The organism is Streptomyces tremellae (assembly GCF_039540215.1).
Taxonomy (GTDB): Bacteria; Actinomycetota; Actinomycetes; order Streptomycetales; family Streptomycetaceae; genus Streptomyces; species Streptomyces tremellae.
Genome location: NZ_BAABEP010000004.1, coordinates 110,069 through 123,985, shown reverse-complemented (window position 1 = coordinate 123,985; position 13,917 = coordinate 110,069). Strand labels below are relative to the sequence as shown.

Genomic DNA, 13,917 nt, shown 5'->3' with positions numbered 1-13,917 from the left:
AGCGATCGCATAGGGTCGCCGGTGACATGAACACCAATCACGCATCCGCGGCGCCTTCAGGGCCGCCGGGGTCGCTCGGCCCCAAGGCCGGCAAGGAGACGGTGCGGCGGCACAACCTGAGCCTGGTCCTGCGCGCCGTGCGGGACGAGGGCGAGGCGACCCGCGCGGGGGTCGCTGCGCGGGTGGGGCTGACGAGGGCGGCCGTGTCCTCCCTGGTGGAGCAGTTGATCGACAGCGGGTTCCTGAGCGAGTCCGGCAAGACGTTCAGCGGGCAGGCGGGGCGTCCTGGCACGGTGCTGAAGGTGACCCGCACGGGCCCCGCGGGCATCGGCGTCGAGATCAACATCGACTACGTCTCGGTGTGCGTGGTGGACCTGTCGGGCACCGACCGGGTACGGCTGACCGAGCACATCGACAACCGGGGCGCGCGGCCCGCGGAGGTCCTGGCGCGCGGCGCGCGCATCGCGGCCCGCACCCTGGAGTCGGCCGCCGAGCAGGGGCTGCTGCCGGTCGGAGTCGAACTCGCCCTGCCGGGACTCGTGTCGGGCGGCGCGGTGCGGCAGGCACCGAACCTCGGGTGGAACAGGGTGCCCGCGCAGGAGCACTTCGCCCGCGCGCTGGCCCCGCTGCGGCCCGGCGGCGCGGAGTTGCCGGTCAGCTCGGAGAACGAGGCGAATCTGGCGGCGCTGGCCGAGCTGTGGTTCGGCGGCCTCGGTCCGCTGCGGTCGTTCCTCTACCTCACCGGCGAGATCGGGGTGGGCGGCGCGCTGGTCGTGGACGGTGAACTCCTGCGCGGCGCGCACGGGTTCGCGGGCGAGATCGGCCATGTGGTGGTCGACTCCGAGGGCCCGCTGTGCCGGTGCGGCTCGCGCGGCTGCCTCGAACAGTACGCGGGGCAGTCGGCGCTGCTGCGCGCCGCGGGCATCGACGAGGACGCGGGCGTGGCGGGCGTGGCGGAGCTGGAGCGCCGCGCCCGCGGCGGCGACACCGCGGCGGTGGCGGCCGTGGAGCGCGCGGGGACGATGCTGGGGCGCGTGCTGTCGGGCGCGGTGAACCTCTTCGACCCGGACGCGGTCGTCCTCGGCGGCATCTACCGGGCGCTGATGCCCTGGCTCTCCCCCGCGGCCGACCACGAGCTCACCGCGCGGGTGGTCTCCGGGCTGTGGCCGCGCGGCAGCGGGCGGCTGCGCGCGTCCTCCGCCGCGGGCGACGCGGCGCGGGGCGCCGCGGCCCTCGTGGTGCGCGCGGTCCTCGCCGACCCGCTGGCGTACGTGCCGCGCCCGGCGTGAGGCGCCGGCGGCACACGGGGGCGCGCCGCTGCCCCGGGGCAGCGGCGCGCCGGTCACCGCGCGCGGGTCAGCGGACGCCGAGCAGGTGGTCCATGGCGAGCTGGTCGAGGCGCTCGAACGCCATGCCGCGCTCGGCGGCGGCCGCCGCGTCGAACTCCTCGTACGCGCCGCGGTCGGCGAGCAGCCCGGCGAGGCCGTCCTCGGCGGTGGGCAGCGCGAGCTGGTCGAGCCGGGAGGCCCGCAGCGCCTCCTGGACCTCGGGGTCGGCGCGGAACGCAGCCGCGTGCTCCTTGAGGATGAGGTAGTTGCGCATGCAGCCGGCGGCCGACGCCCACACACCGTCGAAGTCCTCGGTGCGCGGGGGCTTGAAGTCGAAGTGGCGGCAGCCGTCCCAGCCCGCGGACTCCAGCAGGTCCACCAGCCAGAAGGCGGCGCGCACGTCGCCCGCGCCGAAGCGCAGGTCCTGGTCGTACTTGATGCCGCTCTGGCCGTTGAGGTCGATGTGGTAGAGCTTGCCTGCCCACAGCGCCTGGGCGATGGAGTGCGGGAAGTTGAGCCCGGCCATCTGCTCGTGGCCGACCTCCGGGTTCACGCCGAACAGCTCGGGGCGCTCCAGGCGCTCGATGAAGGCGAGCGCGTGCCCGACGGTGGGCAGCAGGATGTCGCCGCGCGGCTCGTTGGGCTTGGGTTCGATCGCGAAGCGCAGGTCGTAGCCCTGCTCCGTGACGTAGTCGGCGAGGAGGTCGAAGGCCTCCTTCATCCGGTCCAGCGCCAGGCGCACGTCCTTGGCGCCGCCCGACTCGGCGCCCTCGCGCCCGCCCCAGGCCACATAGGTCTGCGCGCCGAGCTCCGCGGCGAGGTCGATGTTGCGGATGACCTTGCGCAGCGCGAAGCGGCGCACGTCGCGGTCGTTGGCGGTGAAGCCGCCGTCCTTGAAGACGGGGTGGGTGAAGAGGTTGGTGGTGGCCATCTCCACCACGACGCCCGTCGCGTCGAGCGCCTGCCGGAAGTTCTTGAGGTGCGCCTCACGCTCGCTGTCCGAGGCCCCGAACGGGATGACGTCGTCGTCGTGGAAGGTGACCGCGTACGCGCCGAGGTCGGAGAGCCGCCGCACCGACTCGGCGGGGTCGAGGACGGGCCGGGTGGCGTCGCCGAAGGGGTCCCTGCCCTGCCAGCCGACGGTCCACAGGCCGAAGCTGAACTTGTCCTCGCGCGTGGGGGTGAAGCGTTCCGTCATCGCGTTGGCCGCCTTCGCTGCCTCAAAGGTCCGTCCGAACCTTTTTGTTTTCTGACATGACTAATATGGCACGGGCCTTCGGGGCGGCAACAGCCCCCTCCCGGCAGGGAACGCGGGAAGGAGCGGGCGGACGCCCGGGAGGGGATCGCGCTCCTCCGCGGCCGTGACGCGGCGGCCTCGGCTCGCGTAATTTGTTCCCGCTCGTTCACAACCGCGTTTCACCACGGCGCCGGCCGCCGTGGCCCGGAGAAGAGGACCCCATGTCGCGAAGCCCCCTCGTGATCGGCGTGGACAGTTCCACCCAGTCCACGAAGGCCGCCGTCACCGACGCCGTCACCGGCAAGCTGCTCGCCGTGGGGCGCGCGCAGCACCGGGTGAGCGGGGAGGCCGGCGCCCGGGAGACGGACCCCGAGGTGTGGTGGCGGGCACTGCGCGAGGCGGTCGCCGCCGGCCTCGCCGAGGCCGGGGCCGACCCCGCCGCCGTGACCGGGATAGCCGTCGCGGGCCAGCAGCACGGCCTGGTGGTGCTGGACGGCGCGGGCCGGCCGCTGCGCCCCGCCATGCTGTGGAACGACACCCGCTCCGCGCCGCAGGCCGCCGCCCTCACCGAGGCGCTCGGCGGCCCGCAGGCGTGGGCCGAGCGCACCGGGTCCGTGCCGGTCGCCTCCATCACCGCGACGAAGTGGCAGTGGCTGCGCGAGCACGAGCCCGCCGTCGCGGAGGCCGCCGCGGCGGTGCGGCTGCCGCACGACTTCCTGACCGAGCGGCTCTCCGGTACGGCGGTCACCGACCCGGGCGACGCCTCGGGCACCGGCTGGTACGCGACCGCGACCGGCGCGTACGACCCCGAACTGCTCGCGCTCGTCGGCCTCGACACCGACCTGCTGCCCGCCGTGGCGCCCACCGGCGGCACCAGGGCCGGCGCGCTGACCGCCGCGGCGGCCGAGGCGCTCGGCCTGCCCGCGGGGATCGCCGTGGCCGCCGGCACCGGCGACAACATGAGCGCGGCGGTGGGGCTCGGGCTCGGCGGCGAGGGCCTCCTCGACCATCCGGTGCTGAGCCTCGGCACCTCGGGCACGGTCTTCGCGGCGACCAGGACCCGGCCGCGCTCGGCCGCGCTCAACGGCTTCGCCGCCGCCGACGGCACATACCTGCCGCTCGGCTGCACCCTCAACTGCACGCAGGCCGTCGACAAGGTGGCGGAGCTGCTCGGACTCGGCAGGGAGGACGCGGAGCCGGGGGGCGAGGCCGTGCTCCTGCCGTACCTGGACGGCGAGCGCACCCCCGACCTGCCGACCGCCGCCGGGTTGCTGACCGGGCTGCGCCACGACACCACGGCACGGCAGCTGCTCGGCGCCGCCTACGAGGGCGCGGCCTTCACGGTGCTGCGCGCGCTCGACGAGGTGCTGCGCGCCTGCGGTCTCGACCCCGACGAGCCCGGTGCCGCCGGCCGTCCGCTGCGGCTGATCGGCGGCGGCGCGCGGGGCCGCGCCTGGACGTCGACGGTGCTGCGCCTCTCGGGCCGTCCGGTGATCGTCCCGGCCAGCGGTGAACTGGTGGCGCTCGGCGCCGCGGCGCTCGCGGCGGCCGCGGCGGGCGGCGGCGACCCGGTGGCCGTGGCCACCGAGTGGGGCACGGGCGAGGGCCCCGAGCTCGACCCGGTCGCGCGGGACACGCGGGCGTGGCAGCGCATCGCCTCCGTGCTTGAGCGGTCGGCGCCGAGCCTCCTTTCGTGACCCGCCGGTGGGGCGCGGGGCGGGACTCAGCCCGTGCTCAGCCCCGCCGCCGCCGCGGACAGGGCCGCGAGCACGGGGGCGATCAGGGGATGGCCCGCCGCTCCCCTGCGGACCGCGGCGAAGACCCTGCGGGTCGCCAGGGGCCCGGCCACCGGGCGTACGACCGTGCCCTTGAGCTCCATGCCGTGCAGCGCGGAGCGCGGGACGAGCGCGACCCCCGCGCCCGCGCCGGTCAGCGCGGCCACGGCGCGGAAGTCGTCGGAGAAGTGCACCGGCACGTGCTCGAACCCGGCCTGCTCGCAGGCGAGCCTGGTCACCTCGTGGCAGGGGTTGCCCGGGTGCTGGCCGATCCAGTCGTCGTCCGCGAGGGCGGCGAGCTGCACGTCCGTGCGGGCGGCCAGCGGGTGGTCGTCGGGGAGGACCGCGTCGAACGGCTCGGCGTACAGCGGCACCCGCGAGAGCCGTACGTCGTCCTCCTTCGGCGCGCCCCGGTACTCGACGGCCACCGCCACGTCCGCCGCGCCGTCCAGGACCATGGGCAGGCTCTCGTCGCCCTCCGCGTCGCGCACCCGCACCCGGATGCCCGGGTGTGCGGCGGACAGCGAGCGCACGGCGGGCGCGAGCACCTCGGCGATGCCGGTGGCGAAGGACGCCACGGTGACCTCGCCCGCGGTCCCGCCCTCGTACGCCGCGAGCTCGGCCTCGGCGCGCTCCAGCTGCGCGAGCACCGCGTGGGCGTGGGTCAGCAGGATCTCGCCCGCGGCCGTGAGCCGCACGCCGCGCCCGCTGCGCACCAGCAGCGCGTGCCCGGTCTCCTGTTCGAGCGCGGCCAGCTGCTGGGAGACCGCGGAGGGCGTGAGGTACAGCGCGGCGGCCGCGGCGGTCACCGTACGGTGGTCCGCCACGGCCCGCAGGACGCGCAGGCGCTTCGGGTCGATCACCCGTCCATTTTGTCAGGCATGGGCGGACAGCGGCCCGAGCGGGGCGCGGGTCAGCCGTGCAGGGCGGCCCGCGCGGCGGTGAAGGCGGTGACCGCGCGCTCGATGTCCTCGGCGGAGTGCGCCGCGGACAGCTGGACCCGGATGCGGGCCTTGTCCATCGGCACCACGGGGTACGAGAAGCCGATCACGTACACGCCGCGCTCCAGGAGCAGTTCGGCCATCCGGCCCGCCTCGCCCGCGTCCCCGATCATCACCGGGGTGATGGGGTGGTCGCCGGGCAGCACGTCGAAGCCCTCCTTTGCCATGCGGCGGCGAAAGAGCGCCGTGTTCGCCTTCAGCCGTTCGCGCAGCTCGCCCGCGCTCTCCAGCAGATCGAGGACCTTCAGGGAGGCGGCGGCGATCGCCGGGGCGAGCGAGTTGGAGAACAGGTACGGGCGGGAGCGCTGGCGCAGCAGCGCGACGATCTCCGCGCGCGCGGCGACATAGCCGCCGGAGGCGCCGCCCAGCGCCTTGCCGAGGGTGCCGGTGATGATGTCGACGCGGTCCATGACCCCGTGCAGCTCCGGGGTGCCGCGCCCGCCGTCGCCGACGAAGCCGACGGCGTGCGAGTCGTCGACCATGACCATCGCGTCGTAGCGCTCGGCGAGGTCGCAGATCTCCGGCAGCGGGGCGACGTAGCCGTCCATCGAGAAGACGCCGTCGGTGACGACGAGGCGGCGGCGCGCGTCGCCCGCCTCCTTGAGGCGCTGTTCGAGTTCGGCCATGTCCCGGTTGGCGTACCGGTAGCGGCGGGCCTTCGACAGCCGGATGCCGTCGATGATGCTGGCGTGGTTGAGCGCGTCGGAGATGACGGCGTCCTGCGCGTCGAGCAGGGTCTCGAAGACGCCGCCGTTGGCGTCGAAGCAGGACGAGTAGAGGATCGTGTCCTCCTGGCCGAGGAACGCGCTCAGCCGCGCCTCCAGCTCCTTGTGGATCTCCTGGGTGCCGCAGATGAAGCGCACGGACGCCATGCCGTAGCCCCACCGGTCCAGGGCGTCCTTGGCGGCGGCGAGCACCTCGGGGTGGTCGGCGAGGCCGAGGTAGTTGTTGGCGCAGAAGTTGAGGACCTCGGCGGCCGAGCCGTCGGCCCCGACCCCGACCGAGGCGCTCTGCGGGGTGGTGATCACCCGCTCGGGCTTGAAGAGTCCCGCCTCGCGGATCTCGTCGAGGGTGGCACGCAGGTCGTCCCGTACAGACGCGAACATGTGATGAGCTCCCGGATCGGTGGGCGTGTTCAGTTGTCCCAGTTGAGGATGATCTTGCCGCTGCGCGCGGTGGCCGCCTCGTCGAACGCGGCGTCGAAGTCCTCGTACCCGTAGCTGCCGGTGATGACCGGGGTGAGGTCGAGGCCGCCCTCGATGAGCACCTGCATGCCGTACCAGGTCTCGAACATCTCGCGGCCGTAGATGCCCTTGATCGTGATCATGTGCTGCACGACCTTCGCCCAGTCGACGGCGAACTCCGCCGCGGGCAGCCCGAGCATCGCGATCCGCCCGCCGTGCGTCATGTTGTCGAGCATGTCCCGCACGGCCTCGGGGCGTCCTGACATCTCCAGGCCGATGTCGAAGCCCTCCTTGAGGCCGAGCTGCTCCTGCGCGTCCGCGATCGTGTGGCGGGAGACGTCGAGGGCGAGTGTGACGCCGACTTTGCGGGCGAGCGCGAGGCGCTCGGGGCTGACGTCGGTGATGACGACGTTGCGCGCCCCGGCGTGCCTGACCACGGCGGCGGCCATGATGCCGATCGGGCCCGCGCCGGTGATCAGCACGTCCTCGTTGAGGGAGGGGAAGGTGAGCGCGGTGTGCACGGCGTTGCCGAACGGGTCGAAGATCGCGGCCACGTCCAGGTCGACCCGGGTGCGGTGCACCCAGACGTTGGCGGCGGGCAGCACCACGTACTCGGCGAAGGCGCCGTCGCGGCCGACGCCGAGGCCGACGGTGTTGCGGCACAGGTGGCGGCGGCCCGCCAGACAGTTGCGGCACGTGCCGCAGACCAGGTGGCCCTCGCCGCTGACGAGGTCCCCCACGGCGGCCTCGGACACGTCGGCGCCGACCGCCGCGACCTCGCCGACGAACTCGTGGCCGATGACCAGCGGTGTGCGGATCGCGCCCCGCGCCCAGCCGTCCCACGACCTGATGTGCAGGTCCGTGCCGCAGATGCCGGTGCGCAGGACCCGGATCAGCACGTCGCCGGGGCCGTACTCGGGCTCCGGGACGTCCATGAGCCACAGCCCTGGTGCGGCGTGCTGCTTGACGAGTGCCTTCATCGGCGTGGCTCCCGGCGGGTGGTGGGGCGGACGGTGATCGTGTTCCGCGACCAATCTCGCCGCAGGGGGCCGCCGCCGTCCATCGAGGATTTCTTAACCGGGCCCACAGGGGAGCTTCACACGTGCCCCGCACGGCGCCTCGGCCGCTGGGAGGGGACGGCGGGCAGGCTCCCTGCCCGTCCGCTCCCCGTGCCGGCTTCCGGCGCGTCGTCGCTGCTCGGCCGCCGTACCGGGTCGACGGCGCGGGTCAGCAGGACGACGCCGCGCGCGGCGAGGACCGCGCCGGCCGCGGCGGCGGCGATGCCGAGCGGACCGCCCTGCACGCGTTCGCCCAGCAGGATGATCCCGACCGCCGACGCGGCCACCGGGTTGGCGAGCGTGAGCAGCGAGAGCGGGGCGCCGAGGCCGCCGCGGTAGGACGCCTGCGCGAGCAGCAGCCCGGCACAGGCGGACACGGCGACGAGCGCGGCGACCAGCGCGATCCCCCAGGCGGGCAGGCCACCGTGCGCGGTGAGGCTGAGGGTGACGGTCTGGGTGAGCGCGGAGGCGACGCCGGAGGCGATGCCGGACGCGGTGGCGTGGCGCAGCCCGGGGCGCGCGCCCGGCAGCGAGACCACGAGCAGCGCGGCGAGCGCGGCGGCCGCCACGGCGACACCGAGGGCCTGCGGCAGCGAGAGCGCGCGGGAGGGTGCGCCGCCTGCGGCCGCCACCAGGATCGCGGCGAGGCCGACGAGCGTGTACGCGGTGCCCGTCCACTCCCCCCTGGTGACGCGGCGCCCCGCACGGTACGCGCCGAGCGGCACGGCCGCGACGAGGGTGAGCGCGCCGAGCGGCTGGACGACGGTGAGCGGCCCGTAGGTGAGCGCGGCGACGTGCAGCAGGGCCCCCATGGCGTTCAGCCCCACGGCCCACCACCAGGCGCCGCGCCGCAGCAGCGCGGGCAGCCCGCCGGGCCGTGCGGCGCCCCGGGCGGCGAGGCGCTCCTGGGCGACGGCGGCCACCGCGTAGGCGACGGCGGAGATGAGCGAGAGGGCCACGGCGGCCAGGGTCGCGGCGTTCACCGGCGCGCCCCGGCGGGATACGCGGGGGCGAGGTGCCCCGTCCTGCGGCCCGGCAGGTGCCCGCAGGCGGCGAGCGGCCGGCCCGTCGCCTCGGGCACCCGCAGCACGGCGAGCGCGGCGGCCAGCAGGGCCGCGGCGACCAGCGTGTCGAGCCAGTAGTGGTTGGCGGTGGAGATCACCACGAAGAGGGTGGCCAGCGGGTGCAGCAGCCACAGCCACCGCAGGCGGGACGCGCTCGCGGCGATCAGCCCGACCGCCACCATCAGCGCCCAGCCGAAGTGCAGCGAGGGCATGGCGGCGAACTGGTTCTCGACCGAGTTCGCCGCGGGGTCGGCCGCGTACACCGAGGGGCCGAAGACCCGCGCGGTGTCGATGAGCCCGGTCGCGGTGAGCATCCGGGGCGGGGCGAGCGGCAGCAGCAGGTGGAGCGCGAGGGCACCGCCGGTCACGGCGGTCAGGACGCGGCGCGACCAGACGTAGTGCCGGGGGCGCTTCCAGTACAGCCAGGCGAGGAAGAGGACCGTCGCGGGGAAGTGGACGGCCGCGTAGTAGGTGTTGGCGGCGTGGACCAGCGGGTGGCTGTGCAGCAGCAGGTGCTGGACGCCTGCCTCGCTCGGCAGGCGCAGGGAACGTTCGAGCCGCCAGACGTCCCCGGCGTGCCGGAAGGCGTCCGCCGTGCGGCCGGCCGCGAGCTGCCTGCCGAGCTTGTAGACGAGGAAGAGGGCGACGACGAGGGTCAGCTCCCGGGTGAGGGGCGGCCTGCGGTCCGGCCGGGGCGCAGGGGCCGGCGCGGTCCGCGCGGCGACCGGCCGCAGCGAGCGCAGGGGGGCGGAGGAGGCGGAGGGTATTCGCGGGGAGCCGGGTCGCCGGGCGGTGAGCGGGGCGGGGCTCCGCAGGGCGGGATCAGTCCGGGCCTTCATTCACCCGACCCCTTCGCGTGTGCGGCACGGCGTGCGACGTCGTGGTGCGGTGGCGGCTCGGCACGCGCCTCGCCCTTATCGATACGCCAGTGTACCGATACGGGGCCGTATCGGTACACTGGCGTATCGATGTCGCACGTACATCCGAGCACCCGAACCCCGCTCACTCGTCACCTCCGGGACCCGGAAGGAGAGTCGATGGCGTCAACACAGCGCCGCTCCAAGATCACACCCGAGCGCGAGCGCGAGTTCTACACGGCCGCGCTCGACCTGCTCCGCGAGGGCGGATACGAGGCGCTGACCATGGAGGGCATCGCGGCCCGCACCCGGTGCGGCAAGTCGACGCTGTACCGCCAGTGGGGCACCAAGCCGCAGCTCGTGTGCGCCGCGCTGCGCGGGATGCGCGGTGTGCGGCTCGGGGAGATCGACACGGGCACGCTCGCGGGCGACCTGCGGGCGGTGGCACGGGCCACCGGCACGAAGGCGCACGCGGACACGGCCCTGACGCAGGCCCTCGCGCACGCGGCCCAGCAGAACCCCGACCTGCTTGCGGCGCTGCGCGAGAACCTGGTCGAGCCGGCGGTCGCGGAGATCGACGCGATGGTGCGCAGGGCCGTCGAGCGCGGCGAGGTCGCGCAGGACAACCCGGCCGTGGAGTTCGTGGCGGTGCAGCTGTTCGGCGTGCTGCGGGCGCGGCTGCTGCTGCGGGGCGTCCACGCGGACGAGGAGTACCTCGTGCGGTTCGTGGAGGCGTCGGTCCTGCCTGCGCTCGGCATCGCACCCGCCTCCCGGACCGCGCCCGCGCCGGCCGGCTGAGGGCCCGGCCCCCGAGACGGCGGCCCCGCGCCCACGAGCGGAGGGCAGGGGCCGCCGGGCGCCGCACCGTGGGGACGGGCGCGGCGCACCACCGGCCGGTGGGCCTCCCCCCGGAGGCCCACCGGCGCGCGTACGCCCCCGGCCCCCTGCGAGAATCGCGGGTGTCCCCCGCCCGCCGCCCGGCGGGCCACGCGGGCGTACCAGGGAGGATCCCCCATGACCGGCGCGGACGGCGCGAGCGGCGCGGACGGCGAGCGGGAGCGCGGACCCCACTTCGTCCGCTCCTTCGAACGCGGCCTCGCCGTGATCCGGGCGTTCGGCGCCGACCGCCCGGAGCTGACGCTGAGCGAGGTGGCCCGCGCCTGCGGCCTGACGCGAGCCGCCGCGCGCCGCTTCCTGCTCACGCTGGCCGACCTCGGCTATGTGCACACCGACGGCCGCGTGTTCCGGCTCAGCCCGCGGGTGCTCGAACTCGGCTACGCCTACCTGTCGAGTGTCACGCTGCCCGAGATCGCCCAGCCGCACCTGGAGCGGCTGGTGGCCGAGGTCCACGAGTCGTCCTCGCTCTGCGTGCTGGACGGCGACGACGTGGTGTACGTCGCCCGGGTGCCGGTCAGCCGGATCATGACGACGACGATCACGGTCGGCACCCGCTTCCCCGCGTACGCGACCTCGGTCGGCCGGGTGCTGATCGCGGACCTGCCCGAGGACCGCTGGGACGGCTTCGTGGACCGGGGGCGCCCGACCGCACCCACGGACCGCACCATCGTCTCCGCCGGGCAGCTGCGCGCCGAGCTCCGCGCGATCAGGGAGCAGGGCTACGCCGTCGTCGACCAGGAGCTGGAGGCCGGGCTGCGTTCGGTCGCCGCGCCGGTGCGCGACGGCGCGGGCGCGGTGGTCGCGGCCGTCAACATCCCCGTCCACGCGAGCCGGCACTCGGTCGAGTCCGTACGGACCGGCCTGCTGCCGCACCTGCTGGCCACCGTCGCCCGCGTCGAGGAGGACCTGCGGGTGGCCTCGCCGGGCCGCTGAACCCGCCGCACGGCGGGGCGGCCACATGTCGGACAGGGCTCGCGCGCCGACCACGTGCAGGGCCGGGCGCGGCCACGCCGAGGCGCGGCCACGCTGCGTGATCCGTCACGGCGCGTGGCCGGCGGGCGGACGCCGCGCAGGTCCGGGGTGTGCCGCCGATACTGAGGCCATGACCCGACATGGAGAGCTGGGCGCGGCGCTGCATCGCTGGCGTGACCGGATCGCATCCACCGGGGCCGGACTGCCGGGGGACGGCGCCGGGGGCCCCGGGATGGGGCGCGCGGAGCTGGCACGGCTGACCGGACTGTCCGTCGACCACATCACCCGTCTGGAGCAGGGCAGGGCGACCATGCCCTCGTCCCAGGTGCTGGCGTCGCTCGCGCGGGCGCTCGACCTCGACGACGCGGAGCGGCGCCATCTGTTCCTGCTGGCCGGGCACGCGCCCCCGGCCACCGACCTGGTGCCGCGGCGGGTGCCGCCGAGCGTGCGGCGGCTGCTCGACGGCCTGGCGGGGGCCGCCGTGGGCGTGCACGACGCCACCTGGTCGCTGATCGCCTGGAACCCGCTGTGGGCGGCGCTGCTGGGCGACCCCGCCCCGGCCGTCGCCAGTCCCTGCCGCAATGTCGCCTGGCGGCACTTCACCGCGGCGCCGAGCCGTGTCACCCGTACGCCGGAGCAGGCGGCCAGGTTCGAGACGGCGCTCGTGGGGGACCTGCGGGCGGCGGCCGCCCGCTATCCGACCGATGGGGAGCTGCGGTCCCTGGTCGCGGGTCTGCGGCGGTCGAGCACGCGGTTCGCGGAGCTGTGGACGTCCCGCTACACCGGCTCCCACGAGGGCGAGTGGGTGACGGTGCGCCATCCGGACGTCGGCGCGGTCGCGGTGGACTGCGACGTCATCACGGTGCCCGGCTGCGACCTGCGGATCATCGCCCAGTCGGCCAGGCCGGGCACCCCGGACGCGGAGGCCCTCGGCCGGCTCGGGGCGCTGAGCGCGGGGGTGCTCGGCCGGCCCGGAGCGCTGGGCGCGTACGCGCCGCCGGTCCCCGTCGCGGAGACGGGGCACGCGTTCGGCGACGGGCGCGGCCAGGAGCCCGTCCGGGCGGGTTCCTGACGGACCCGCCCGCGGGCTCGTGAGGCCGGGATCCCGGGAACGGGGCACCGGCGGTGGGTCCCGGGGTGGGCGCGGCCAGGACGGCCGCGCCCACCCCGCGCGCGTCGGCGGAGCGGCCCTCGCCGGGCGCCCGCGGCCCGCGTCAGCCGGGTGGACCCGGCCGGGCGGCCGCGTACCTCCGGTCGGCGCACGTGGCGGTGCGGGCGCGCCGGGGCCTTCCTACCGTGGCTGAATGATCATCAGATCCGCGAAGCGCACCGCGCTCACCGGGACGGCGGCCCTGGCCTCCGGTCTGCTGGCCTTCGGGCCCGCGGCCACCGCGCACGCCGCACGCCCCCAGTCCCCGCCCGCCCTGACCCGTACCGATCCACTCCCGCCCGCGCCCGCCCCCGCGTACGTCGACAGTTCCGACCTCTACGGGAGCGGCACCGTCGCGCGGCCAGGGCCCGGCACCCCCGCGCCGCCGAAGGACGTCTCGTCGCTGTCCTGGCTGGTCTCCGACGCCGACTCGGGCGCCGTGCTCGCCGCGCACGACGCGCACCGCAAGCTGCCGCCCGCGTCGACCCTGAAGACCCTGTTCGCACTCACCACCATGCCGCACCTGTCCGCCGCGTCCCGTCACCGGGTCACCCAGGCCGACCTGTCGGGCATCGGCGAGGGCAGCAGCCTCGTCGGCGTCGAGCAGGGGCACTCGTACCGGGTCGCGGACCTGTGGCGCGGCGTCTTCCTCAGTTCGGGCAACGACGCGGTGCACGTGCTGGCGTCGCTCAACGGCGGCTGGGACACGACCGTCGCCGAGATGCAGCGCCGCGCCCGGCAGCTCGGCGCACTCGACACGCACGTGGTCTCCTGCGACGGCTACGACACGCCCGGCCAGGTGTCGTCCGCCTTCGACCTGGCGGTGTTCGGGCGCACGGGGCTCGCCGACCCGCAGTTCGCGTCGTACGCGTCCACGCCCGACGCCCAGTTCCCCGGCGAGGGCGGCAGGACCTTCGGCATCCAGAACACCAACAGGCTGCTCAGCGGCGCCCACGGGGTGCGCACGTACCCCGGCATGATCGGCGTGAAGAACGGATACACCACGAACGCGGGCAACACCCTGGTCGCCGCCGCCCGGCACGGCGACAGAACGATCCTGGTGACCCTGATGAACCCGCAGTCCGGCGAGCCCGACGCCGTCTACGAGGAGGCGCGGCGCCTGCTCGACTGGGGTTTCACCGCGGACGGGCACACCACCCCGGTGGGCTCGCTGGCCCCCGCCCCGCAGGTGAAGGCGGCGGGCGCGGACACCGCGGAGTCCGGCCGCGCCACGGCGGACCGGCACGGCGCGGTGGCCCAGGCGTCGAGCACCGGCGACGGCACCGGGGTGCTGGTGCCGCTCGCGCTCGTCGGGGCCGCGGTCCTCGCCGGGGCGACGCTGTTCCTGGTGCGGCGCGCGCGGCGCGCCCACTGAGCGCGGGCCCGCCGCGGCT

The 13,917-nt window shown here is 75.5% G+C and carries 12 protein-coding genes; 6 read left to right on the top strand and 6 right to left on the bottom strand.

All coding sequences use genetic code 11. From position 1 onward, the window contains the following. Window positions 1-26: 26 nt before the first annotated feature. Window positions 27-1,289, top strand: coding sequence for an ROK family transcriptional regulator (locus ABEA77_RS05380; protein WP_345641896.1), 1,263 nt, complete (start codon window positions 27-29; stop codon window positions 1,287-1,289). Window positions 1,290-1,356: 67 nt separating this feature from the next. On the opposite strand, the gene xylA is transcribed toward ABEA77_RS05380, so the two are convergent. Further along, window positions 1,357-2,526 carry a xylose isomerase gene (xylA, locus tag ABEA77_RS05375; protein WP_345641894.1) on the bottom strand — a complete coding sequence of 390 codons (1,170 nt, stop codon included), beginning with the start codon at window positions 2,524-2,526 and terminating at the stop codon, window positions 1,357-1,359. A 260-nt stretch (window positions 2,527-2,786) separates the two neighbouring features. Between xylA and xylB the strand changes: the two genes are divergently transcribed. Further along, complete coding sequence (gene xylB, locus ABEA77_RS05370; protein ID WP_345641892.1) at window positions 2,787-4,262, top strand: xylulokinase; 1,476 nt, start codon at window positions 2,787-2,789, stop codon at window positions 4,260-4,262. Window positions 4,263-4,288: 26 nt separating this feature from the next. On the opposite strand, the gene ABEA77_RS05365 is transcribed toward xylB, so the two are convergent. The 5 genes from ABEA77_RS05365 to ABEA77_RS05345 all read right to left on the bottom strand — a co-directional run bounded on the left by ABEA77_RS05365 (window position 4,289) and on the right by ABEA77_RS05345 (window position 9,486). Next, a complete protein-coding gene (locus tag ABEA77_RS05365) occupies window positions 4,289-5,203 on the bottom strand; it encodes a LysR family transcriptional regulator (RefSeq protein WP_345641889.1) in 915 nt (304 codons plus the stop codon). A gap of 50 nt (window positions 5,204-5,253) precedes the next feature. After that, window positions 5,254-6,447 (bottom strand): glycine C-acetyltransferase, encoded by a 1,194-nt coding sequence (locus ABEA77_RS05360; RefSeq protein ID WP_345641886.1) that lies wholly within the window; start codon window positions 6,445-6,447, stop codon window positions 5,254-5,256. 29 nt (window positions 6,448-6,476) lie between these two features. Beyond that, window positions 6,477-7,505, bottom strand: coding sequence for an L-threonine 3-dehydrogenase (gene tdh / locus ABEA77_RS05355; RefSeq protein ID WP_345641883.1), 1,029 nt, complete (start codon window positions 7,503-7,505; stop codon window positions 6,477-6,479). 116 nt (window positions 7,506-7,621) lie between these two features. After that, window positions 7,622-8,566, bottom strand: a complete 945-nt coding sequence (locus ABEA77_RS05350) for a DMT family transporter (RefSeq protein WP_345641881.1) — start codon at window positions 8,564-8,566, stop codon at window positions 7,622-7,624. Next, a complete protein-coding gene (locus tag ABEA77_RS05345) occupies window positions 8,563-9,486 on the bottom strand; it encodes a phosphatase PAP2 family protein (protein WP_345641878.1) in 924 nt (307 codons plus the stop codon). The genes ABEA77_RS05350 and ABEA77_RS05345 overlap by 4 nt, the downstream gene beginning before the upstream one ends. Window positions 9,487-9,684: 198 nt before the next feature. Between ABEA77_RS05345 and ABEA77_RS05340 the strand changes: the two genes are divergently transcribed. The 4 genes from ABEA77_RS05340 (at window position 9,685) to ABEA77_RS05325 (ending at window position 13,898) form a co-directional block, all read left to right on the top strand. Further along, a complete protein-coding gene (locus tag ABEA77_RS05340) occupies window positions 9,685-10,302 on the top strand; it encodes a TetR/AcrR family transcriptional regulator (RefSeq protein ID WP_345641875.1) in 618 nt (205 codons plus the stop codon). Window positions 10,303-10,518: 216 nt separating this feature from the next. Next, window positions 10,519-11,334 carry an IclR family transcriptional regulator domain-containing protein gene (locus tag ABEA77_RS05335; RefSeq protein ID WP_345641873.1) on the top strand — a complete coding sequence of 272 codons (816 nt, stop codon included), beginning with the start codon at window positions 10,519-10,521 and terminating at the stop codon, window positions 11,332-11,334. Window positions 11,335-11,503: 169 nt separating this feature from the next. After that, on the top strand, window positions 11,504-12,445 hold the full coding sequence (locus ABEA77_RS05330; protein ID WP_345641871.1) for a helix-turn-helix transcriptional regulator: 942 nt from the start codon (window positions 11,504-11,506) through the stop codon (window positions 12,443-12,445). 232 nt (window positions 12,446-12,677) lie between these two features. After that, a complete protein-coding gene (locus tag ABEA77_RS05325) occupies window positions 12,678-13,898 on the top strand; it encodes a D-alanyl-D-alanine carboxypeptidase family protein (protein ID WP_345641870.1) in 1,221 nt (406 codons plus the stop codon). The last annotated feature ends 19 nt before the right edge of the window (window positions 13,899-13,917 follow it).

Excerpts from the sequence above, each read along its gene's own strand:
- ABEA77_RS05380 (WP_345641896.1), top strand. The coding sequence starts at position 27 with ATGAACACCAATCACGCATCCGCGGCGCCTTCAGGGCCGCCGGGGTCG.
- xylA (WP_345641894.1), bottom strand. The coding sequence starts at position 2,526 with ATGACGGAACGCTTCACCCCCACGCGCGAGGACAAGTTCAGCTTCGGC.
- xylB (WP_345641892.1), top strand. The coding sequence starts at position 2,787 with ATGTCGCGAAGCCCCCTCGTGATCGGCGTGGACAGTTCCACCCAGTCC.
- ABEA77_RS05360 (WP_345641886.1), bottom strand. The coding sequence starts at position 6,447 with ATGTTCGCGTCTGTACGGGACGACCTGCGTGCCACCCTCGACGAGATC.
- tdh (WP_345641883.1), bottom strand. The coding sequence starts at position 7,505 with ATGAAGGCACTCGTCAAGCAGCACGCCGCACCAGGGCTGTGGCTCATG.
- ABEA77_RS05345 (WP_345641878.1), bottom strand. The coding sequence starts at position 9,486 with ATGAAGGCCCGGACTGATCCCGCCCTGCGGAGCCCCGCCCCGCTCACC.
- ABEA77_RS05340 (WP_345641875.1), top strand. The coding sequence starts at position 9,685 with ATGGCGTCAACACAGCGCCGCTCCAAGATCACACCCGAGCGCGAGCGC.
- ABEA77_RS05335 (WP_345641873.1), top strand. The coding sequence starts at position 10,519 with ATGACCGGCGCGGACGGCGCGAGCGGCGCGGACGGCGAGCGGGAGCGC.
- ABEA77_RS05330 (WP_345641871.1), top strand. The coding sequence starts at position 11,504 with ATGACCCGACATGGAGAGCTGGGCGCGGCGCTGCATCGCTGGCGTGAC.
- ABEA77_RS05325 (WP_345641870.1), top strand. The coding sequence starts at position 12,678 with ATGATCATCAGATCCGCGAAGCGCACCGCGCTCACCGGGACGGCGGCC.